Consider the following 21771-nt stretch of genomic DNA (forward strand, 5'->3'; position numbering starts at 1 on the left):
TAAATCGCTCTAGGCACTGACGCGAACAGAAATAGTGGTTTATACTGTAGTGGCATAGTGAATCTGGCCACCTGATTTTGAGTGTATGATCACTCACATAATGAATCAGGTGAAGACGATGGCGAAAACTAGAAACTTCAGTCCGGAATTCCGTTTGGAGGCTGCCCAGTTGGTGGTCGACCAAGGATACACGGTGAAAGCTGCCTGCGATGCCATGGGTGTCGGTAAATCCACCATGGAGTATTGGGTCCGTAAACTTCGTTCCGAACGGGCAGGCAAAGCACCCAGAGGCGAGGCCCTGACCACAGAGCAGCGTGAGATTCAGGAACTGAAGCGCCGCCTTCGTCGGTCGGAGGAAGAAAAGGAAATCTTAAAAAAGGCTACCGCTCTCTTGATGTCGGACTCCCTGAGCAATTCTCGATAATCGAGCGACTTGAAGAGAGCTATGCGGTGCAGCGCCTGTGTCAGGTGTTTGGGGTGCATCGCAGCAGCTACCGGGCATGGCGTGACCGGGATAGAACGCCCTGTGACGCTGAGCAAGCGCTCCAGGAGCAGGTTATTGAGGCCCACGAGACCAGCAATGGTTCAGCCGGGGCACGGACGATTGCCAGCATGGTGACACAGGCCGGAATACCGCTGAGCCGTTACCGTGCCAGCCGACGGATGAAGCAGCTGGGACTGGTCAGTACGCAGCCGCCAAGCCACGTTTACAAGAAGGCCGATCAGCCGCACCTGGATATTCCGAATCTTCTTGACAGGGAGTTCGACGTAGAGGGGCCCAATCAAGTATGGACTGGAGACATAACCTATCTGTGGACTGGTGCGCGCTGGGCTTATCTGGCTGTTGTGATCGATCTGTTCTCCCGTAAACCGGTGGGGTGGGCCATATCCCTGTCGCCGAATACGGACCTGGTGAAGAAGGCTCTGACGATTGCGTATGAATCCCGTGGGAAGCCATCAGGAGTCTTGTTCCATTCGGATCAGGGGTGCCAATACACCAGCCTGAGGTTCCGGCAGCTGCTCTGGAGTTATCAAATGAGACAAAGCCTCAGCCGACGAGGGAATTGCTGGGATAACGCCCCGACAGAGCGCTTCTTCCGGAGTCTGAAAACAGAATGGGTGCCGGAAATCGGATATCCATGCTTTGCCTCGGCGAAGCAATCGGTCACGGACTATATGATCGGATATTACAGCGCACTGAGACCGCACAAACACAACGGTGGATTGCCGCCGAATGTGGCAGAGAAGGCCTACTGGAAAACTCAAAAGACGGTGGCCTAAAACACTTGACCACTACATACCCTGGTAATTCCATAGTAGCGAGCGATTGATTTTTTTCATATCACACACGGGGCAACGAATCGTGGACGCCAGCTTGTTCATCAAGCCCTCCTCAGGGGTTTTGGCCTATACCATTCAACAGTTGGTGTAGCTCGCTTTCAGTGGTTAATGCCAGCGTGGTGGAAGAGTCGATCACCCGGTTATAGGTCTCCAGGGTTTTGACAAAGTCATACAGATCACGGGATATTTCCGACTGGTTATACGCCGCTGCGTAAATTTCCGTGGCTTTCGCGTCCGCCACCCCCTGAATGGTTTGAGCTTCCCGATAGGCTTCAGACTCAATGCGCTGCAAATCCTTTTCCTTGTCGCCGATAATTAGCGGCTTCGCCGGCACCCTCGGAACGGAATCGCTCGGCAATCTGCTGGCGTTTGCTGATCATTCTGGCGAACGCTTTCATTGTAGTTGATCCGCTTAAAACGAATGTCGGGCAATTCAATGCCAAATTTAGCCATCTTTGCCGAAGCCGCGGCAGAGATGTCCGCTTCTATTAGCTGCCGCCCCCGTCGGACGGACCGCGGTTGGCCAATCACCGCTTTTGTGAGCGGCTGGTCGAAGGCGGGCTCCCTGCCTTTCTTGGTGTGTGCAAGTTCTATCAATTCGTGTTTGGCAACAGCTTTGCGGGTTTCACTACCGAGAATATCTTCCAGTCGCGACCGAACACTGTAATCGTCTGTTAATGGCCAATTAAAATGACCCACTACTGGCCATTAATTTTGACCCACCTCCGAGTGGCCGTCAGGCCACAGAACCAGCTACTGTCCCCGGCTTTTATCGATGGCCGGGGGCATGTCAGTGAAGGAGTGGGTTGTGATACACAAGATCAAGGCACTGCACGATAACGGCAAAGGGTTGTCGATCCGCGCCATCAGTCAGGAACTGGGGTTGTCCCGCAATACCGTTCGCAAGTATCTGCGGATGGATGAGAACGCGATTTCGGAACAGATAGAAGATCCCTCACGCACCAAGCGCCTCGATGATCACCGGGATTATCTGATTCATCTTCTCAAAGAATTCCCCAAGCTCAGCGCCGTCAAAATTGCCCGCAAGCTGCAAGCGAAGGTTGGTGAGTTGCCAGCTTCGGATCGTTCCATTCGCCGCTATGTGCGAACGCTCAAGGAGGAAGTGGCCTCAGCCCAGATGCGCTATTACGAACCCATTCTGGACGATGTGCCGGGTGTTCAGTGTCAGGTGGACCCGGGTGAGTTGCGCGGCGTGCTGATTGGTGGCGAAGAGCGCACGCTGCACTTCGTGGTGTTCGTGCTGTCGTACTCGCGGTTGATGTACGTGGGTCTGGCCTTCCGCCCACTGGATACCCAGACCTTTATCCAACTCCATAACGAAGCCCTGCGTTACTTCGGTGGCCTGCCGGAGGAATGCGTCTACGATCAGACCAAGCTGGTGGTCATCAACGAACAGTACCGGGAGCTGACCCTCAACCAACGGTTCCACGAGTATGCCACCACGGCCGGGTTCCGGATCCATGCCTGCGAAGGTTATGACCCGGAGAGCAAGGGCAAGGTGGAAGCTGGCGTGAAGTACGTCAAGCAGGATTGCCTTTACGGTGAGGTCTTCCGGGATCAGGAGCACGTGCGCCAGCACGTGCAGGACTGGGTTGAGAGCGTAGCCAATATCCGCATTCACGGCACCACCGGCGAACCACCCCGGGAACGCTTCGAACGGGATGAGCGAGAACACCTGGAGGCCTACCTGTCACCAGCTTGCGTGCAGCCGGTGGTCCACGAGACACGTCGAGCCGACAAGACCGGCCTGATCGCCTGGAAGGCCAACAAGTACTCTGTGCCCATGGCCTGGCAACAGGCCCGGGTGGGCGTTCTGGAGTCCGGCAGTCAGCTCCAAATTAGCGACCTGGAAACGGGCGATGTCATTGCCAGTCACGCTCTATGTTCCGACAAGGGAAAGGTGTTCAAGAACACCCATCACTACCGGGATCATGCCCAGCGGGTGGCCACCCTTGAGAGCAAGATCAACGACCTGGTCGGCAATGAAATCGGGCATCGGTTGTGCCAACAGCTCAAGCGTTCCGAGCCCAAGATCTACAAGGATCAGTTGGTGGCTGCCCGAGACCTGCTCAAGCGCCATGCGCCTGTGGATCTGGCGTTGATCACAACGCTGGCAGAACGCCCCGGCATGACCGCCACACGGCTGCAAAGTTACCTGGAAGCAGCCCAGGCAGCTACGCTGCGGGAACGGCAGCCGGAACCGCTGCCAGAACCACAGCAAGCGCTGGACCTGAGTGCTTATCGCCGTATTGGCCACTCCAGTGGCCAGGGGGTGACCCATGAGCCAGCTTGAGCAAACTGTGAGCCGATACCGCAGCCTGCGCCTGAGCGCAGCCGCCGACGAACTAATCAACCTGCTGGCCGAGGCAGAAGCCAACGAGATGTCCTACCTGGGCTTCGCGGACCGGCTCGCTGAACACGAACTGGTTCAGCGCCAGGACAAACGCATCCGCCGGAACCGGAAGATGGCTGCGTTCCCAGCGGAGAAGCGCCTGGAGGGCTTCGATTACCGGCACCAGACCACCATTACCAAACGTCAGGTAAATGCCTTGCTGGACTTCCAGTTCATCGACGAACGGAACAACCTGGTGTTTATCGGCCCGCCCGGTGTAGGCAAGACCCACCTGGCCATCGGCATTGGCTACAAAGCCGTGGAGGCCGGCTACCGGGTGCTGTTCCGCAACGCCCTGGATCTGGTGGAAGAACTGGAACTGGCCGAGATGAAAGGTGAGCTGAAAAAGCGGGTCAGCGCCTTGGCCAAATACGACCTGCTGATCATTGATGAACTGGGTTACCTGCCCATGACCCGGCAGGCCCGGTACAACCTGTTCCAGCTGATCAACAGCCTGTACGAATACCGGTCCATCATCCTGACCACCAACAAGGACTTCACCAGCTGGGGCGAGTTCTTCCACGACGACAACGTGGCGGTGCCGATCATTGACCGCGTCATCCACCATTCACACATCTTTATGCTGGGAGGAGAAAGCTATCGGCTAAAGCAGAAGACAACAAGCTAGACTATGAAAGGTGGGTCAATTTTATTGGCCAAAGGTGGGTCAAAATAAATGGCCATTGACATCGTCCCGCAACCGCAATGCCTATATACAGAGTGATCTGACGTGGTGAAACCGGTATATCCGACAAGGAGGGGCGGAATCGATCGTTCATGGTTGTTTCCTTTTATCGATTAATGATTCCTGCAATCGACGGACACGCGTTAACCGGTTGTGGCATCGGTGCCTATCTCCAACACATTGTTATCAAGATATTGATGTGGTGGAATAATCAGGTTGGTGGGTGCCCGCAAAAAGTCGTTGCCGGAGCGATACCGCTCAAATCGCTCCTCGGCAATGGTAATGGTTTGTATCAGTGCCTTGCCGCCGGGTCTCAGATAATCGTGTACATCCTTCATGTAAGTGGGCCAATAGGTCTCGCCCACGTGTTCAAACATCCCGATTGATACCACGAAATCAAACGGACCCGACAGTTCCCGGTAGTCCTGTAAACGCACCTCGGTATTTCCCTCCAGTCCGGCGGACCGGAGTCGTTGGCGGGCACAATCCGCCTGTTCGCTGGACAAGGTTGCCCCGGTTACATGGCACCCGTGTGCAGTTGCCACTTCCATAAAACCGCCCCAGCCACAGCCTATTTCCAGGATGCGGCTTCCCCGTTCCGGTGCCAGTCGCTGAAGGATCCGCTCATATTTCGCTTGCTGTGCCTCGTAAAGCGAGAGGGACTCGTTGCCACCAAACAGGGCGCAGGAGTAGGTCATGCTCTTATCCAGCCAGAGCTGATAAAAATCGTTGCCTAAGTCGTAGTGCTCATGGACGTTTTCGCGGCTGCGCTTAACCGTATTGGAAAACAACCGATGTTTGCACCAATGCCATAACCGGAGCCCCGCGCTGGAGCGTAAAGCGCGGTCAAAAACGACTATGTTCACCGTGACAAGGCGCATTAGGGCAAGCAAATTGGGCGTGGACCATTTGCCTGCCATGTAGTCTTCTCCCAGTCCCACATCACCGTGGGTGATCAGACGATCAATGACATGCCACTGCAGGATTGTCATTTCTGCATGTACACCGTCTTGCTTCCCTTCATGGCACGTCTTTTCTCCATCTGGCCATGTAAGTGATAACGAGCCGAACTGAAGAGATCTCAGCGCCTTTCGAAAAAGATTGAGCTGAATGATGCTGCTTTTCCCCGCAGGCCTTTTTTGAGGCTCAAGGTGCATGCTTGCCGAGAAAGATTCGTTGCTCATGCCTTTCTCTCCTCAGAGTGTTCCTAGAAAACATGTGTCCAGTAAATTCAGTAACCGGCAAGTGCATGCGTCATCAATTTTAGGACATTGTTTCTAATTTGATCGAGATCAAGGTGTGCTCTGTTTCGGTCCGGTAATTCAGTTTGAATTCAGGCAGATGTGGTTGACTTGCGTCAGGAAATGCCATGCCCGGGCCTGAAGTAATGCAAAGGCAGCTGGTACAGCAGCAGACTGGAGAGGTCTTTATGGAATGGTTGGCGGAAAACTGGTTCTCGGTGCTTATTGGCATCGTTTTCGTGGGCATGCATATGTTCGGTCACGGAGGACATGGTGGTCACGGCGGGGGCGGGCATGGTGGACATAGTGCGCGGGACAAGTCGGGAAACGACCCGGACAGGCGTTCTGGCCATCGGCATTAACGGAGGACGGAACATGCTTGACACAAGACTGGTTACCTGGGCGTTGGGCCTCTTTGCGGCGGTCACCTTCATCGTTTGCGTGATCTATGGACTGGTGACGCCGCAAAGCCTGCACATGCACACGTTTCTCGAGCAGGTGCTGCCGGCGTTCAAGTGGCTGACCTGGTGGGGATTTCTGCTCGGATTGATTGAGAGTTTTCTATATGGCGCTTATGTCGGGCTGGTGTTCTGCCCGATCTTCAATTGGCTTCATCGCCATCTCGGTGTCGGGCGCGCGTCGGGCTGACGAAAGCTCCGGTCTGCAAATAAGGAAAGGGAAACAAGGAATGAAAAATACCGTTGTGGAGATCCGCGGCTTGCTATCGGCACTGAGTGCCCGGGGCGTAGAGAAACAGCTATTGAGATTGCCCGGCGTCAAGAAGGCCGAGGTCAACTATGTGGCCGGCAGCGCGACCGTCACCTATGATGAGGCGACGGTGGACCTTGAGGCTATCAAGGCCCGGATACACGAGTGCGGCTATCACTGTTCCGGAGAACAGTTGCCCAGGCACGTTTGCGACCCGGGGGACCCGCCGACCGAAGCCGGGGCTGTGTCCACGCCCGTCCACGATGGCCATGCCTCCCACACCGGCCACGACGATACCGCGCATCCTGCTGAACACGGCGAACATACTGGCGCAAAGGACGAGATGGCTCACGAGATGGGCCACGGCGGCAGCATGGACATGCAGGCAATGGTGCGCGACATGCGCAACCGTTTCTGGGTCTGCCTGATCTTCAGCCTCCCGATTTTCATTTATTCGCCCATGGGTGGGCTGTTCGAACCGCCAGCACCGCCCTTCGGGCTGCGGCTAGACCTGTGGTTGCTATTACTGGCAAGCATCGCGGTGCTCTGGCCAAGCTGGCCGTTCTTTGTTGCCGCCTGGCGCGCGCTGAAAAACGGCGTGCTCAACATGGCTGTGCTGGTCGTTCTCTCGGTGGGTACTGGCTACCTGTTCAGCGTCGGTTCCACGCTCTTTTTCCCGGGGGTGCAGTTTTTCGAGGCGGTGGCGGTGCTGCTGGTGTTCATCCTGCTCGGCCATTGGCTGGAGATGCGCGCCCGTGCCGGTGCCTCGGACGCCATCCGCTCGCTGATGGATCTCGCGCCGCCCAAGGCCACTGTGTTGCGTGATGGCCAGGAACGGGAGGTACCCACCGCTGAGGTTCTGAAGGACGACATCGTCGTGATCCGCCCCGGCAATAAGATTCCGGTGGACGGTGAGGTCTTGGAGGGCGAGTCCCTGGTGGATGAGTCCATGCTCACTGGCGAGTCCATGCCGGTGGAAAAAAAGCCCGGCGATAAGGTGATCGGGGCCACCATTAACAAGAGCGGCAGCTTCAGGTATCGCGCCACCAAGGTAGGTTCCGACACCGCGTTAGCGCAGATCGTCAAGCTGGTGCAGGAGGCGCAGAACTCCAAGGCCCCGGCGCAGCTGCTGGCGGACAAAGCGTCACAGTGGCTGGTGGTGATTGCCATCGTAATCGGCCTGCTCACCTTCGCCGTCTGGTTCTGGTGGATTGGCCAAAGCCTGCTGCTTGCCGTGACCCTGACTATCACCGTGTTCGTGATCGCCTGCCCGGACGCCCTGGGCCTTGCAACGCCCATGGCGGTGATGGTGGGCACCGGCCTCGGTGCCAGGAACGGCATCTTGTTCAAGAATGCCTCTGCACTTGAGGATGCCACCCGGCTGGATATTGTGGTCTTCGACAAGACCGGCACCCTGACCATGGGCGAGCCGCAGGTGGTCGAGGTGGTCGTGGTGGCGGGCAGCACCGAGGAGGCGGTCCTCGCACTGGCGGGGACGGTGGAGCAGGGCTCGGACCATCCTCTGGCCCAGGCGATACAAAGTAAGGCCGAAGGCTTGCAGCTTGATCCGCTGACCGGCTTCACCAACATCGAGGGCAAGGGCGCGCGGGCGGAGATTGGCGGCAAGACCGTGCTGCTCGGCAACCGCCGGCTGATGGACGAAGAGAAGGTCGACATGGCGAGCCTGAAGGACGAGGCCGCGCGTCTGCAGAGTGCGGGCCAGACCGTGGTGCACGTCGCCCAGGACGGGAAGCTGGTCGGCCTTATCGCCATTGCCGATGCGCCGCGCCCCACCGCTACTGCCATGGTCAAAAAGATGCGTGAACGCGGGGTGGAGGTGGCGATGCTCACCGGCGACAACCAGGCCACCGCCGAGCGCATCGCCCGGGAACTCGGCATTGAGATGGTGATCGCCGATGTCCTTCCGGGGCAGAAAGCAGACAAGATCAAGGAGCTCCAGGCTCAGGGCAAGAAGGTTGGCATGGTGGGCGACGGTGTCAATGACGCCCCGGCACTGACCCAGGCGGAGGTGGGTTTCGCCATCGGTGCCGGCACTGATGTGGCCATTGAGAGCGCTGACGTGGTGCTGATGAAGAGCGACCCCTACGATGTGCTGGGAGCCATCGAGCTGTCGCGCGCTACCCTGCGCAAGATGCACCAGAACCTGTTCTGGGCGGTGGGCTATAACGTCATCGCCTTTCCCGCGGCGGCAGGCGTGTTCTATCCGTTGGTGATAAGCCCAGAAGTAGCGGCGCTCGCAATGTCTGGAAGCTCCGCTCTTGTTGCGGTAAATGCACTCCTGCTAAAGCGAACCCGACTGGACGGCTTAGGGTAGACGAACACTTCCAATTGGAAAATTGATGTTCATCAAGCCCACGCTATTGAGCGACTCTTTTTGCATCTTTTGTTGGGGTTTTTCAGTGTGAATTCAGGCTTATGAGTTTAAGTGGTAGGTAATTGCTGTTTGCTGACATGATTAATGACAACAAGGGGGAACGGGTAAATGGACATCAAAACCTTTGGAGAACTTATTAGCTGGACACGGGATTTGCATGCTCATCTTGCAAGATGCCTGTCCCACTGCGCCACTAAGAATGAAGAAGAGCGAGCACAAGCGTTGCTGGACTATTTGGCGACCCATGAATCGGAAATGGAACGTATTGTGAACGAGTTCAAGTCGCAGGGCGATTCCAAAGCGTTGGAGACAAGGGTCTACGACTACCTGTCTCACCATCCCATTAAGACCCACAGAACCTGCGATGAGCCCTACGCACAGCTGGATTTTGAGGGCATATGCAGAGAAGTATTCGATTTCCATGATCAGATAGAGGACCTTTATCGTACCCTGGCCGACAAAGCCGAAATTCCCGAGGCGAAAGAATTACTGCAGTCGTTGCTAACCATGGAAGAGAACGAAGCTATGCGATTGGCCAGGCAGATAGGGCGTATGAACGACCTCTGATCAGAACACTGAAATTATTCTTCGACGCAGAAAAGGATGTTGATACATGGTGGCGTCTTCCAGTCAGTTACGGGTTTTCAAGATGGGTATCAATACTCATCAGGAGCCTGTCGTCTACATGCGTGATGATTGTGATGTGTGCCTTTCAGAAGGATTCGCCGCCAGTTCCAGGGTGGGAATTTCCTCGCAGGGACGTTCCATCATCGCAACTCTCAATATTTCGTCTGATGAAACGGTTCCCAAAGGGTATGCGGGGCTTTCAGATATCGCCATAGAGCGGCTCGGGGTGGCTCAGTCTGACCTGGTTTCAGTACATCATGCGCCCTATATCGAATCCTTGAGTCTGGTTCGTCGGAAAGTATTCGGACACAGCTTGCTTCCGGCTGAGATGGCCCGCATTGTCTCCGATATCTCCGCACACAAATACAGCGATGTCGAAATAGCCTGTTTCCTGAGCGCTTGTGCGGGTGGCAGATTAGGTTTCGATGAGATTGTTGCTTTGACCCAGGCGATGGTGAATTGCGGACAACAGCTCGATTGGCCAGGCGTGGATCGTGTGTTCGACAAACACTGTGTTGGAGGCCTGCCGGGCAACCGGACCACGCCGCTGGTTGTGTCGATCGTCAGCGCAGCAGGCTTAGTAATGCCTAAAACCTCCTCCCGTGCCATCACCTCACCGGCGGGAACAGCGGACACCATGGAAGCGCTGACCAATGTGAGGCTTGGGCTGAACGAGATTCGCCGTGTGGTCAGAGAAACCGGTGCCTGTCTCGCCTGGGGTGGGGCGATGAACCTCAGCCCGGCTGATGACCTGTTGATTCGCATCGAGAGAGCGCTGGACCTTGATGGTGAGGGCCAGCTCGTGGCCTCGGTGCTGTCCAAGAAGATTGCTGCCGGTTCCACCCATGCGGTGATTGACATTCCGGTGGGGGAGACGGCCAAGGTTCGAACGCCCGGCGATGCCGACCGGCTGGCCTCTCTTTTCACAAGCGTTGGGGCGGCCTGTGGGCTGAAGGTACGCTGCATCGCGACAGACGGCAGCAAGCCGGTTGGTGCAGGGATCGGGCCGACAGAGGAGGCCCGTGATGTTTTGGCCGTGTTGCAGGGAAAGCGGGGTGCGCCGGAGGATCTACGGAGCCGCGCCATCTTGCTGGCTGGCCATTTATTCGATCTGGCCGATGGTCTTGGCGTGAAAGAGGGGATGATCAAAGCAGAGCGATTACTTCAAGACGGCTCTGCCTGGGAGCAGTTCAAGCGCATAACAAAGGCTCAGGGGGGACTGAAGAGCTTAGGTGAAGCCCGTTTTCGGCGTCCAGTTCTGTCCTCGGAATCCGGAACAATCGTGTCTATCGACAACCGTCGGCTTGCCCGTGTCGCCAAGCTGGCAGGAGCGCCTGCCAGTTCTACCGCAGGACTACGGCTGCTGGTGAACGTCGGCGATATCGTCATTAAGGGAGAGCCTCTCTATGAGTTACTCAGTGACAGTCCGGGACAGCAGGATTATGCGCTGGCGTTTAACGATATGGGGCCGGCAATCTTCACTGTAAAGCGAGAGGAATGATTGTGGACATTATTGAAAAAAATGTGCTGTTTAGCCTCACCCCGCACCCATTACAGGAGAAGCTTTGTGATCAGCTTAACTTGGAGCCGGGAAGTTTGCAGGTGCGGAGGTTCCCTGATGGTGAGTCCTACTTACGTGTGCTCACATCAGTCAAAGGTGCGAACTGCGTAATATTGGCCGACCTAACGCATCCAGACACCAAATACCTTGCTCTCCTGTTTCTCTTTGAAACTCTCCGGGAACTCGGTGCCAGGTCGATTGGGTTGGTGGCGCCCTATCTTTGCTATATGCGCCAGGATCGACGCTTCGAAGAAGGGGAGGCGGTCACTTCCAGGGTGTTTGCCCAGTCTTTGTCTTTACATATCGACTGGCTGATCACCGTTGATCCACATTTGCACAGGTACCAGTCTCTTGACGAAATCTACAGCATACCCACGCAAGTTGTTCAGGGAGCACCGGCGCTGGCGGATTGGCTACGGGGGCAAAACGGTCTGTTGCTGGTAGGTCCGGACGCGGAAAGTGAGCAATGGGTATCAAGTATCGCGCAGGCCAGTAACCATCCTTATGTCATTGGCACCAAGCAGCGTCTGGGTGACCGGCGCGTTGAAGTCACCTTGCCGGATATCTCGGCGTATAACGGCCGGAAAGCCGTCATCATTGATGACGTTATTTCCAGCGGACGCACCATTGGCGAGTGTGTCAGGGCACTTAAGGCGCAAGGCACGGAGGCCATCCTGTGTGCGGCGGTGCATGGCATTTTTGCGGAGGCCTCGGACACCTACCTTCTGGGTACCGGCCTGCAGACGCTGGTGACCACCAACACGGTTCCACACAGCAGCAATGAGATCGATGTCAGCGAGTTGCTGGTGCCGCCGGTCAGGCATTTTCTCAATCAGGTGGAGGGTGAGCGCCGATGAACATTACATTTCTGGGTGGCACGGAAACCGTGACCGGCTCCAAGTTCCTGGTTGAAACCGGCCAGACACGTGTATTGGTCGATTGCGGCCTGTTTCAGGGGTACAAGTGGCTGAGAAAGCGCAACCGGCAACCGTTGCCGCTCGATATTGCCTCGCTGGATGCCGTGCTTCTGACCCATGCCCATCTGGATCATTCAGGCTACATCCCCGTGTTGTACAAGCAGGGCTTCCGGGGGGCGGTTTATACCCATCATGCCACCCGAGAGCTATGCAGCATATTGCTGGCCGATAGCGGCCATCTTCAGGAAGAGGAGGCACATTACCTCGGCCGCCATAAGCTGAGCAGGCATGAGAATCCGGAGCCCCTGTATGATCAGGAGGATGCAGAAGCCTGCATGGAGCTGTTTCAGTCGGTGGACTTTCACCAAGTGATCCAGCTCGGTGATATACGCTTTCATCTGCGACCGGTCGGGCACATTCTCGGGGCGGCCTGTGTCATCATCGAGGCGGAAGGTAAACGCGTCGGTTTTTCCGGCGATGTGGGCCGCCTCAATGATATTTTCATGAGGCCACCTGCGCCTCTGCCAGCTCTGGACATGCTGATGCTGGAGTCAACGTATGGCAATCGTCGCCACGACGATGCGGACCCGTTGTCGCAGTTGGCAGACATCGTTAATGAAACCGTCGACAAAGGGGGCAATATACTGATTCCGGCCTTTGCCGTGGGCAGAGCGCAGGTCTTGCAGCATATGCTCACCGACCTGATGAAGGCGGGACGAATTCCAAGGTTGCCAGTTTATCTGGATAGCCCCATGGCGATTGATGTTTCTGAGATTTACTGCCGCTACGAAGATCAGCATCGGTTGAGCAGTTCAGAATGCCACGAAATGTGCAGCACCGTTCATTATAGCCGCAGCGCCCAAGACTCCAAGGCGCTGGCTGATCAGGCCTACCCGCACGTAATTATTGCAGGCAGCGGTATGGCAACGGGCGGTCGCATTCTTCATCACTTCAAACGTCTCCTCGGCCAGCACCGTACAACCGTTATCTTTGCCGGTTATCAGGCAGGGGGGACACGAGGCGCCAAAATGGTTGATGGAGCGGAAAGGATCAAGATCCACGGCGACTGGATTCCGGTCAAGGCCCGGCTGGAGGTGTTGAGTGGGCTTTCCGGACATGGAGATTTCACAGAGATTGAACAGTGGCTGGCTCAAAGTGACTTAGCCCCCGAAACGCCGATCAACTTGATTCATGGAGACCCTGATGCGCTGGAGGCCATGAAGGATCACTTGCGTCAGAACACCCGGTTTGAGGTGGATGTGGCAGGCTACCAATCCATTTTGCGTCTTTGATGTGAGACCGGGCAAATACCCGGGGTAATCCGGATATTTACGGCGAGGATTTCTAATAGGCCACCATTAACGTCAGTAGAGTTATCAGGGAGAGATCATGAACGGCTATTCCATTGAGGATTCACATCGAATCCAGCAGCGTGCTGCCCAATACCGGCAGCGTTACCCCCAGTTTGCCAACTGGGCAAAAGGGCGCGGGGTGATCGAACATACCGATTTGACCCAGGTGCGCGTGTTCGACCTGTGCCAGGAACTCGTGTGTGCCGGGCGTTATGACTCGCTCGACGATGCCCTGATTATTTTCGAGGCTGCAGACACCCTCACCAACGCGGCCATGTGGCTGGTAGCCCACATGACTTATGCCAGCAGAGTGGACCTGTCCGGACAGCCGCTGGCGGCGGATGACTTCAAGGAAAATCCCCAGGGGCATACCGGTGGTTCGCTGAACATGGTGCCTGCCTATCTTGGCTACACGGCCGCCAACGCGTTGGCGGGGCTGACCCGTAGCTGGCTGATGGGGCAGGGGCACTGTGTGGCGGCTATCGAAAGCGTCAACATACTGCTCGGCAATCTGCATCCAGAACAGCAGGATCGGTACACGCTCGACGAGGCGGGGCTGTCCCGGCTGGTGAGTGACTTTTACAGCTACGCCGTCACTCCGGATGGCACACCGGGGGTTCCCCTGGGCAGTCACGTCAACCCCCACACTGCCGGCGGGCTGATCGAGGGCGGATACCTGGGCTTTGCGGAACTGCAATACACCCATATGCCGCTGCCGGGGGAGCGTCTGGTCGCGTTTCTCAGTGATGGGGCATTTGAGGAGCAGCGGGGCAGCGACTGGGCAAGCCGCTGGTGGCGAGCCGAGGACTGTGGCCTGGTGACCCCGGTGATGATTGCTAACGGGCGCCGCATTGATCAACGGTCAACCATTTTTCTGCAAGGGGGGACGGACTGGTTCCGGCAGCACCTGGAGCTCAATGGCTTTTACCCCATACTCATTGATGGCCGCGATCCTGCGGCCTTTATCTGGGGCATCTTCGAGGCCGAATCGAGGCTTCAGGCGTGCAGCGAACAGGTCAGCGCCGGCCACATGAGGTACCCTGTAAAGCTCCCCTATCTGATTGCCGAGACGGTCAAAGGCTATGGTTTCTATGGTGCTGGTTCAAACGCGGCGCATGGTACCCCGCTTCCGGCAATACCGAGATTTGATGAGGTCTCGCGCAGGCACTTTAACGAATCCATTGCCCGTTTGTTTGTGCCCGAGATCGAGATTCACGGCGCCCGCGACGTGCTGGCAACTCACCGGGCAGACGATCGGCCTGCGGAAAAGGATCATCCGCTGAGTTGTCGTGACGTCAAGCTGCAAACTGTACCCGAACCGGTCTGGTTGCAAACGGCGGTATCAGAGTCGCCCATGGTGGCGATTGATCGGCAGTTTGTTGCCCTTGTAAAGGCCAACCCGGCGCTTCGTATTCGTCTGGGGAACCCGGATGAATTGCGTAGTAATCAGATGAACCAGTCGCTTGACCTTCTGAAGCATCGCACCCTGACGCCCGAGCCCGGCCTTGCGGAATCCCTTCACGGCTCGGTAATCACAGCCCTGAATGAGGAGGCCGTTGTCAGCGCCGCTCTGGGTAATAAGGGAGGTATGAATCTGGTGGTGTCCTACGAAGCGTTTGCCATGAAAATGATTGGCGCTCTTCGGCAGGAAATTATTTTTGCGCGACACCAGAAAAGTCTCGGTCGGCCCGCCCGATGGTTATCCGTGCCGGTCATTGCGACGTCGCACCTCTGGGAAAACGGCAAGAACGAGCAGTCTCATCAGGACCCGGCCTTCGGCGAAGTCCTGATGGGAGAAATGAGTGACACTGCCCGCGTTGTCTATCCTCCCGACTGCAATAGTGCTGTGGCGTGCCTTAACGAGTGTTTTCGAACCCAGGGGCAGTTCTGGGCCATGACGGTTCCCAAGGCAAAACTGCCTGCCGTTTTTGACGGCCGTCAGGCTGTGCAATTGCTCCGGAATGGTGCCATCGCTCTTGGTGAAGCCGGTGATGTGCAGTTGATCGCTGTCGGCGCCTATCAACTCCGGGTTTGCCTTGAGGTTGCCGAAGCGCTGGCTCAGAGAGGGCTTTCGAGTGGTGTGGTCTGCCTTCTCGAGCCCGGTCGATTCCGGAGTCCCCGGGATCCAATCGAGTCAGGGCATCAGTCTGGTAGTTCTTACAGGGCCGAGCTGTTTCCTCACGATACAAAACTCAGAGTGTTCGTGTGCCATATGCGCCCAGAGGCCTTGCTGGGACTCTGCCGTCCTCTCGATCTCGGGCCCGACCGGACGCTGGCGTTTGGCTATGAAAACCATGGTGGCACCCTGGATACATCGGGGCTGCTGCAGGCCAACAAATGTGATGCCCATTCGATAGTGCAGGCGATCCTGTCAAAAAGTGGCTCCTCAGGCGCTGATAAGGCGACATTGTAGCGATGGAGCGCGAGGATCGATTTACAACAGTCTTTACGGGGAAAAGTAAAGCGTTGGTGATCACCGTACTGATTCTCACACTAAAACAATCCGGGCGGCAACCGATGCAGCTAGCCGCCCCACATACAGGTCAATCATGCTATGAATGAATCGTTCAATCACGCTGGGGCCTGGGGCATCACACTGATCGTTATCGTTCTGGCGTCCTGGTTCTTTTACCGTTATTTCGCGCCGAAAAACTGGCGGGAATGGGCCGGCGCCGGAGTGGTGCAGGCCTTCATCATTGCGCTTTATGCGGAAATGTACGGTTTTCCGCTCACTATTTATCTGTTGGTGCGTTTTTTTGGCCTCGACAGTGAGTATGTCAGCGCCAGCTTGTGGTCGACCCTGGTAGGGCTGGGCGAAACCGGGATGTTGGTCTCAATGTTGCTCGGCTATGCGCTCGCGTTCACCGGGATCGGCCTCTTTATTCAGGGGTGGCGTCAGGTCCACAAGGCGCGAGGTGAAAACCGTTTGGTGAAAGACGGCTTGTATGCGTATGTGCGGCATCCGCAGTATACGGGGCTATTCATCGCTCTGTTTGGAGAAGGGGTGGTGCACTGGCCGACGCTGTTCTCGGTCGGCCTTTTTCCGGTGATCGTGCTTGTCTACACATGGCTGGCTCGGCGTGAGGAACGGCAGGTGCTCAAGGAGTTCGGTGAGGAGTACCGTGCCTACCAGCGGCAGGTGCCAATGTTCATCCCCCGTTGGGGGCGGTGGCGTCAGCTCGCCGCTGCGTCACATAACGGCAGCGATGATGAGGCAGCGTGATGTATTTCTTACTGCGAATTCTCATGCCTACATGGATAGATGCACCCCATATTACCGTAAGCCTGCGATGGATAATTCCGGGCCCTAGTGTGCCGTTCGGTTAATTCGCTGACTCATATTGGTTATAATGAGGCTATCGATCAGTAAAAATAGGTTCCCATTGTGCCCAAGCCAGCAGCCCCGTTTAATCTGACCGTTAACGATCAACTGGAACTTGAAGGCTGGTGCCGAACAAGCACTCTGAGTCAGCATCTGGCTCAACGCGCCAGGATCCTTCTGTTACTGAATGAAGGCGAGACGCCTCAAGGGATTGCAGACTCGCTTCAGGTGAGCACTCAAACGGTCTTCAAATGGCGCAAGCGTTATAGCGAGCAAGGTCTTGAAGGGCTTTATGATGCGCCGCGACCGGGGCAGCCTCGAAAGCTGGACAACAAAACTGTCAAAAAGATTTTAGAAGACACAGTCCATAAGGTCCCGAGAGAAGCCACACACTGGAGTCTCAGCCTCATGGCGAAACATGCCGGAGTGACGCGCTGGCAAGTGCGCCAGATCTGGAAAGCGGCTGACTTAAAGCCGCACCGGCTCAAAACGTTCAAAATCAGCAACGACCCGAACTTCGCTGAGAAAGTGTGTGACGTCGTAGGTCTTTATCTGAATCCTCCGGATAATGCGCTGGTTCTGTCTGTTGATGAAAAGACACAGATTCAGGCGCTCGACCGGACACAGCCAAAGTTACAGCTCAGGCCAGGACAAATTGAGCGTCATACACACGATTATAAGCGCCATGGCACGACCAGCCTGTACGCAGCTTTTAACATTTTGACGGGCGAGGTTATTGGTCGTGTTACTCAACGCCATCGTGCCAAGGAGTTTCTGGATTTTTTGCGACAGATCGACCGAGAAACCCCGAACGATCTGGATCTGCACGTGATTCTGGATAACAGCTCGACTCACAAGACCTCGGAGGTCAAAACCTGGCTGGCCAAGCACCCTCGCTTCAAACTCCATTTCACGCCTACGAGCGCATCGTGGCTGAACGCCGTTGAGGGGTGGTTTGGCCAACTGGAACGGCGCGCGCTTTATCGAGGCATTTTCACCAGCGTTGGTGAGTTGAAGTCAGCTATTAAAAAGTACATCAAGGTCCACAACGAAAAACTGGCCAAGCCATTCCGGTGGCATAAAAGCGCCGAAGCTATTATGACATCAGTGGCGCGGGCAAAGCTGAGCTTAATTGACAATAAGCGCGCGAATTAACCGAACGGGACACTAGAATGTTTCGTTATCGCAGAACAGTTCATATAGAAGCTCAATGATACGGCGCGCTTTGTCTCCCGCCAGAGAATAGCGCATGGTTCGTCCGTCACGGCGCACATTGACCAGGCCATCTTTGCGCAGTAGAGCAAGTTGTTGGGAAACAGCCGCTTGGCGCATATCCAGTGTATCGGCGAGTTCGCTCACCGCCCGCTCGCCTTCCACTAGTTGGCAGAGGATCATTAATCTGCTCTTTCCGGAGAGTGCTTTTAACAAGTTAGTAGCGTGATCAGCCGCTTCTGACATCTGGTTGCCATTCATATATTCATAGCTCTGAATTCGTGAATATGTTAGTTTTTCCGAAACATACTTGGTCAACAAGTTAAGCGTTGCTTGTCCTCTGGCAAATTTCGGCTTCCTTATAGTTAGTCGCCAAGCAGACAACCCAAATACCGTGTAATTTCGACGGGGCGCGCAATCTGTTGGATCTAGAGCGCGTTAGTATAACAGGAGAGAGATATGTCCATTGATCGTCTTGTACTCGCATTCGCAGGATCTTTTATCCTTGTAAGTCTTGCGCTCTCCCAGCTCCACTCGCCTTACTGGCTGTGGTTCACCGCGTTTGTGGGCGCCAACATGCTGCAGGCTGCCTTCAGTGGATTCTGCCCTCTGGCGAAGATCCTCAAGGCCTTGGGCAAGAAGCCCGGCGCCGCCTTCGATTGACGCACGGAGGCACTGTAAATGTCTGAAAAAACCGAGAGTTCGTGGCTACAGTTCGCCACTGACCGTCCTCGCCTGACCGTTTGGACCATGGTGGTCGTCACGCTGGCGCTGGTGGCGCTGGCGGCGCTGCCAAGCGTCTGGCCCGAGCGGTTCGGTCTGCTTAATCCGCTGACCATCGATACCGACCCCGAGAACATGCTCTCTTCCGACGAACCCGTGCGCGTTTTCCACGACGACATGAAGGAGCAATTCTCGCTTTATGACATGGTCGTGGTGGGTGTGGTCAACGAAAGCAACCCTGACGGGGTATTCAATGTCGGCTCGCTGCGGCGCATCTATGAGCTGACGGAGTATGCCAGTACGCTCAGGTGGCCCGATCCGGACAACCCGGGCCGGCAGGAGGGCGTGGTCGAGGAGGATATGCTCGCGCTCTCGCGGGTCGACAACATTGAGCAAGAGGGGGTCGGCTCGGTTCGTTTCAGCTGGCTCATGCCAGAGCCGCCGGATACCCGCAACCAGGCGCTCGCTATTCTTGAGCGGGCGCAACGCATTCCGCTGTTCGACAATACCCTGGTCAGCGCCGATGGTAAGGCAGTCGCCCTTTACCTGCCGCTGACCAGCAAGGACATGAGTTACCGGGTCCGCGAAGCCCTGCTTGACAAAGTCGCTAGTTGGGAAGATACCGGCGACCAGGTCTACATCACCGGGCTGCCCGTGGCGGAGGACACCTTTGGTGTGCAGATGTTCTATCAGATGGCGATCTCGGCGCCACTGGCAATGCTGGTCATCTTCCTGGTGATGTGGTGGTTCTTCCGCCACGTCCGGCTCATTACCTCGGCGATGATCGTGGCGATGGTGGCGGCCGCGAGCACCATGGCGCTGCTGGTGATCAGCGGCAGCACCGTCCACATCATGAGCTCGATGATCCCCGTATTCATCATGCCCATTGCGGTGCTGGACGCGGTGCATATCCTCTCGGAATTCTTCGACCGCTATCCCCTGCATCGTGACCGCCACCGGGCCATCCGGGAGGTTATGGGGATACTGTTCAAACCGATGCTGTTCACCACCCTGACGACGATGGCGGGGTTTGCCTCACTGGCACTCACCCCGATCCCGCCCGTTCAGGTGTTCGGCATCTTTATCGCGATTGGTGTGTTCCTGGCCTGGTTGTGCACGGTGACCTTCATTCCGGCTTACATCATGCTGATGCCGGAGGGGCGGCTCACCGGCTTCGGTCACGCCGCCGGGGACCCGGACCAGGATACGGTCATGGGGCGCTGGCTGCGTCGCCTCGGCGAGGGCGTGGTCAGCCACGCCAGGGCGGTGCTGGTGGTTACCATGGTCGTGGTGGTGGCCGCCGGTTATGGCATCAGCCAGATCCGCATCAACGATAACCCGGTCAAGTGGTTCGAGCCCGAGCACCCCATCCGGGTGGCAGACCGGGTGCTCAACGAACATTTCGGCGGCACCTACATGGCCTATCTGGCGCTGGTTCCGGAGGGGGATAACGCGGCCCAGGACAACCAGATCTTCAAACGCCCCGAAGTCCTGCGCTACATCGCCAGGTTGCAGCAGCGGCTGGGCGAGACCGGCGTGGTCGGCAAGTCCAACTCCGTCGCCGATCTGGTCAAAACCGTTCACCGCGAACTGCTGGGCGGCGATGACGGAGCCTTTCGCATTCCGGACAGTCCGGCGGCGGTTGCGCAGACCCTGCTCACTTACCAGAATGGCCACCGCCCCCAGGATCTCTGGCACTTCGTTACCCCCGACTACCGCCGTGCCAGCATCTGGGTTCAGCTTACCAGTGGCGACAACCGGGATATGAGCCGGGTGGTTCAGGCGCTCGACGACTTCATCGCGGCCAACCCTCCGCCTGCGTCGATCCAGGCACGCTGGTTTGGTCTTAACTACATCAATGTGGTCTGGCAGGACAAAATGGTCAGCGGCATGGCCATGGCCCTGTTCGGCAGTTTCGTGGTCGTGCTCCTGCTGATGGCCTTATTGTTCCGCTCTTTGCTCTGGGGACTGTTGTGCATGATTCCCCTGACTGTGACCATCGGGGCCATCTACGGTCTGATCGGTATCATCGGCAAGAACTACGATATGCCGGTCGCCGTGCTGAGCGCCCTGAGTCTGGGACTCGCCGTGGACTACGCCATCCACTTCCTGGCCCGCGCCCGCGCCACCCAGGCTGAGACAGGCTCCTGGCGTCGCTCGGTGGCGCCGATGTTCGGCGAGCCGGCACGGGCGATAACCCGCAACGCCATCGTGCTTGGCGTTGGTTTCCTGCCGCTGCTGGCCGCACCGCTCGTGCCCTACCAGACGGTGGGGGTATTTATCGCGGCCATTCTGTTGACCGCCGGCCTGAGCACACTGCTGATCCTGCCGGCACTGGTAACCCTGCTGCAACGATGGCTGTTTCCCGGTGCCCGCAGGGCCGCCCCGAATCCGCAAAACCAAGAGGAAGGCGTGCAATGAGTAGATACTGGCCTGTTACCCTGTTCCAAAAGCTGGCCCTGGTGGTGATCGCTCTGGGCATCACGCCCATTGCCCTGGCCCAGGATGCCGGCGCTGCGCCCTCGGTGGAGCGCATTGTCAACCGTGCCAATATGGTCTCCTACTTTCAGGGCCGTGATGGCCGCGCCAGGGTCGCCATGAGCATCACCGACCGCCAGGGCCGTACCCGCAGTCGCGAGCTTACCATTTTGCGGCGGGACGGCCCGGAGACAGATGCCATTGAGGGGAGCGCCTATCGTGGCGAGCAGAAGTACTATGTCTATTTCCGGCGGCCGGCGGATGTGAGCCAGATGACGCTGCTGGTGTGGAAACACCAGGACCGGGACGACGACCGTTGGCTGTACCTGCCGGCGCTGGATCTGGTTAAGCGAATTGCCGCTTCCGACAAACGCACCAGCTTCGTTGGCTCGGATTTCTTTTACGAGGATATCTCCGGGCGCAGTATTGATGCCGACAGCCATGAGCTGATTGAAACCACGGACAACTACTACGTAGTGCGCAACAAACCCAAGAGGCCCGGGGAGGTTGAGTTCGCCTACTACGATGTCTATATTCACAAGCAGTCGTTCCTGCCGGTTCGCACCGAGTATGTCGACGACAGTGGCAACCTCTACCGGCGTTACACCGCGCTGGCGGTGGAGAACATTCAGGGTTACCCCACGGTCGTCAAGGCGAGGATGGAGAATCTGCGTAACGGTGGCACCACGGAACTGACCTACAGCGGCATTGACTATGACCTGGGCCTGCCGGAAGACGTGTTTTCGGAGCGCTACCTGCGCCGGGCACCAAAGGAGTACTTGCAGTGACCACCGGT

20 protein-coding genes are annotated in these 21771 nt (G+C 56.9%); 16 read left to right on the plus strand and 4 right to left on the minus strand.

Features of this window, described 5'->3' with window-relative positions; genetic code table 11:
• Positions 1–118: 118 nt before the first annotated feature.
• Positions 119–1281, plus strand: a protein-coding gene (locus LJ360_RS02760) for an IS3 family transposase (protein WP_264995063.1) whose coding sequence is annotated in 2 segments (ribosomal slippage) — positions 119–368 and positions 368–1281 — 1164 coding nt in all. Because the reading frame shifts where the segments join, the coding sequence is not laid out codon by codon here.
• A gap of 112 nt (positions 1282–1393) precedes the next feature.
• Here the strand turns inward: LJ360_RS02760 and LJ360_RS02765 are convergent.
• Together LJ360_RS02765 and LJ360_RS19950 are read right to left on the minus strand one after the other, a co-directional pair.
• Positions 1394–1633, minus strand: coding sequence for a hypothetical protein (locus LJ360_RS02765; protein WP_091855218.1), 240 nt, complete (start codon positions 1631–1633; stop codon positions 1394–1396).
• 23 nt (positions 1634–1656) lie between these two features.
• Positions 1657–2040 carry an SPFH domain-containing protein gene (locus LJ360_RS19950; RefSeq protein ID WP_413774391.1) on the minus strand — a complete coding sequence of 128 codons (384 nt, stop codon included), beginning with the start codon at positions 2038–2040 and terminating at the stop codon, positions 1657–1659.
• A gap of 109 nt (positions 2041–2149) precedes the next feature.
• Between LJ360_RS19950 and istA the strand changes: the two genes are divergently transcribed.
• Positions 2150–3655 (plus strand): IS21 family transposase, encoded by a 1506-nt coding sequence (gene istA / locus LJ360_RS02770; protein ID WP_213480217.1) that lies wholly within the window; start codon positions 2150–2152, stop codon positions 3653–3655.
• Positions 3642–4382 carry an IS21-like element helper ATPase IstB gene (gene istB / locus LJ360_RS02775; protein WP_041336312.1) on the plus strand — a complete coding sequence of 247 codons (741 nt, stop codon included), beginning with the start codon at positions 3642–3644 and terminating at the stop codon, positions 4380–4382. The genes istA and istB overlap by 14 nt, the downstream gene beginning before the upstream one ends.
• Positions 4383–4582: 200 nt before the next feature.
• On the opposite strand, the gene LJ360_RS02780 is transcribed toward istB, so the two are convergent.
• Positions 4583–5623, minus strand: a complete 1041-nt coding sequence (locus LJ360_RS02780; protein WP_264995193.1) for an SAM-dependent methyltransferase — start codon at positions 5621–5623, stop codon at positions 4583–4585.
• 185 nt (positions 5624–5808) lie between these two features.
• Between LJ360_RS02780 and LJ360_RS02785 the strand changes: the two genes are divergently transcribed.
• The 10 genes from LJ360_RS02785 (at position 5809) to LJ360_RS02830 (ending at position 17717) form a co-directional block, all read left to right on the plus strand.
• Positions 5809–6042 (plus strand): DUF2933 domain-containing protein, encoded by a 234-nt coding sequence (locus LJ360_RS02785; RefSeq protein ID WP_228285436.1) that lies wholly within the window; start codon positions 5809–5811, stop codon positions 6040–6042.
• A gap of 13 nt (positions 6043–6055) precedes the next feature.
• Entirely contained in the window at positions 6056–6328 is a 273-nt protein-coding gene (locus tag LJ360_RS02790; protein WP_091854502.1) for a DUF5676 family membrane protein, read from the plus strand.
• Between the two features lie 40 nt (positions 6329–6368).
• Complete coding sequence (locus tag LJ360_RS02795) at positions 6369–8723, plus strand: heavy metal translocating P-type ATPase (protein WP_199451733.1); 2355 nt, start codon at positions 6369–6371, stop codon at positions 8721–8723.
• A gap of 168 nt (positions 8724–8891) precedes the next feature.
• Positions 8892–9350, plus strand: coding sequence for an ATPase (locus tag LJ360_RS02800; RefSeq protein WP_153741193.1), 459 nt, complete (start codon positions 8892–8894; stop codon positions 9348–9350).
• 46 nt (positions 9351–9396) lie between these two features.
• Positions 9397–10911: a thymidine phosphorylase family protein gene (locus LJ360_RS02805; protein ID WP_264995194.1), complete on the plus strand. Its 1515-nt coding sequence runs from the start codon at positions 9397–9399 to the stop codon at positions 10909–10911.
• Positions 10908–11828 (plus strand): ribose-phosphate diphosphokinase, encoded by a 921-nt coding sequence (locus LJ360_RS02810; protein WP_264995195.1) that lies wholly within the window; start codon positions 10908–10910, stop codon positions 11826–11828. The genes LJ360_RS02805 and LJ360_RS02810 overlap by 4 nt, the downstream gene beginning before the upstream one ends.
• Positions 11825–13180 (plus strand): MBL fold metallo-hydrolase RNA specificity domain-containing protein, encoded by a 1356-nt coding sequence (locus tag LJ360_RS02815; RefSeq protein WP_264995196.1) that lies wholly within the window; start codon positions 11825–11827, stop codon positions 13178–13180. Before LJ360_RS02810 ends, LJ360_RS02815 begins: the two co-directional genes overlap by 4 nt.
• Positions 13181–13277: 97 nt before the next feature.
• Positions 13278–15653, plus strand: coding sequence for a xylulose 5-phosphate 3-epimerase (locus tag LJ360_RS02820; RefSeq protein WP_264995197.1), 2376 nt, complete (start codon positions 13278–13280; stop codon positions 15651–15653).
• 141 nt (positions 15654–15794) lie between these two features.
• On the plus strand, positions 15795–16463 hold the full coding sequence (locus LJ360_RS02825; protein ID WP_264995198.1) for a methyltransferase family protein: 669 nt from the start codon (positions 15795–15797) through the stop codon (positions 16461–16463).
• 162 nt (positions 16464–16625) lie between these two features.
• Positions 16626–17717 (plus strand): IS630 family transposase, encoded by a 1092-nt coding sequence (locus tag LJ360_RS02830; RefSeq protein WP_264994393.1) that lies wholly within the window; start codon positions 16626–16628, stop codon positions 17715–17717.
• Between the two features lie 12 nt (positions 17718–17729).
• On the opposite strand, the gene LJ360_RS02835 is transcribed toward LJ360_RS02830, so the two are convergent.
• Positions 17730–18095 carry a metalloregulator ArsR/SmtB family transcription factor gene (locus LJ360_RS02835; protein WP_320108782.1) on the minus strand — a complete coding sequence of 122 codons (366 nt, stop codon included), beginning with the start codon at positions 18093–18095 and terminating at the stop codon, positions 17730–17732.
• Between the two features lie 138 nt (positions 18096–18233).
• On the opposite strand from LJ360_RS02835, the gene LJ360_RS02840 reads away from it, so the two are divergent.
• The 3 genes from LJ360_RS02840 to LJ360_RS02850 are packed head-to-tail and all read left to right on the plus strand — an operon-like array spanning position 18234 to position 21763.
• On the plus strand, positions 18234–18437 hold the full coding sequence (locus LJ360_RS02840) for a DUF2892 domain-containing protein (protein WP_053113999.1): 204 nt from the start codon (positions 18234–18236) through the stop codon (positions 18435–18437).
• A gap of 18 nt (positions 18438–18455) precedes the next feature.
• The gene (locus LJ360_RS02845) at positions 18456–20918 is read left to right on the plus strand and encodes an efflux RND transporter permease subunit (protein ID WP_264995199.1); all 2463 of its coding nucleotides are present in this window, start codon (positions 18456–18458) and stop codon (positions 20916–20918) included.
• Entirely contained in the window at positions 20915–21763 is an 849-nt protein-coding gene (locus LJ360_RS02850; RefSeq protein WP_264995200.1) for an outer membrane lipoprotein-sorting protein, read from the plus strand. Before LJ360_RS02845 ends, LJ360_RS02850 begins: the two co-directional genes overlap by 4 nt.
• Positions 21764–21771: the final 8 nt, after the last annotated feature.

It is taken from the genome of Marinobacter sp. AN1 (assembly GCF_026013985.1).
In the GTDB taxonomy this organism is placed as follows: domain Bacteria; phylum Pseudomonadota; class Gammaproteobacteria; order Pseudomonadales; family Oleiphilaceae; genus Marinobacter; species Marinobacter segnicrescens.

Excerpts from the sequence above, each read along its gene's own strand:
- LJ360_RS02845 (WP_264995199.1), top strand. The coding sequence starts at position 18,456 with ATGTCTGAAAAAACCGAGAGTTCGTGGCTACAGTTCGCCACTGACCGT.
- LJ360_RS02785 (WP_228285436.1), top strand. The coding sequence starts at position 5,809 with ATGCCCGGGCCTGAAGTAATGCAAAGGCAGCTGGTACAGCAGCAGACT.
- LJ360_RS02800 (WP_153741193.1), top strand. The coding sequence starts at position 8,892 with ATGGACATCAAAACCTTTGGAGAACTTATTAGCTGGACACGGGATTTG.
- LJ360_RS02820 (WP_264995197.1), top strand. The coding sequence starts at position 13,278 with ATGAACGGCTATTCCATTGAGGATTCACATCGAATCCAGCAGCGTGCT.
- LJ360_RS02790 (WP_091854502.1), top strand. The coding sequence starts at position 6,056 with ATGCTTGACACAAGACTGGTTACCTGGGCGTTGGGCCTCTTTGCGGCG.
- LJ360_RS02850 (WP_264995200.1), top strand. The coding sequence starts at position 20,915 with ATGAGTAGATACTGGCCTGTTACCCTGTTCCAAAAGCTGGCCCTGGTG.
- LJ360_RS02780 (WP_264995193.1), bottom strand. The coding sequence starts at position 5,623 with ATGAGCAACGAATCTTTCTCGGCAAGCATGCACCTTGAGCCTCAAAAA.
- LJ360_RS02805 (WP_264995194.1), top strand. The coding sequence starts at position 9,397 with ATGGTGGCGTCTTCCAGTCAGTTACGGGTTTTCAAGATGGGTATCAAT.
- istB (WP_041336312.1), top strand. The coding sequence starts at position 3,642 with ATGAGCCAGCTTGAGCAAACTGTGAGCCGATACCGCAGCCTGCGCCTG.
- LJ360_RS02840 (WP_053113999.1), top strand. The coding sequence starts at position 18,234 with ATGTCCATTGATCGTCTTGTACTCGCATTCGCAGGATCTTTTATCCTT.
- LJ360_RS02810 (WP_264995195.1), top strand. The coding sequence starts at position 10,908 with ATGATTGTGGACATTATTGAAAAAAATGTGCTGTTTAGCCTCACCCCG.
- LJ360_RS02795 (WP_199451733.1), top strand. The coding sequence starts at position 6,369 with ATGAAAAATACCGTTGTGGAGATCCGCGGCTTGCTATCGGCACTGAGT.
- LJ360_RS02815 (WP_264995196.1), top strand. The coding sequence starts at position 11,825 with ATGAACATTACATTTCTGGGTGGCACGGAAACCGTGACCGGCTCCAAG.
- LJ360_RS02825 (WP_264995198.1), top strand. The coding sequence starts at position 15,795 with ATGAATGAATCGTTCAATCACGCTGGGGCCTGGGGCATCACACTGATC.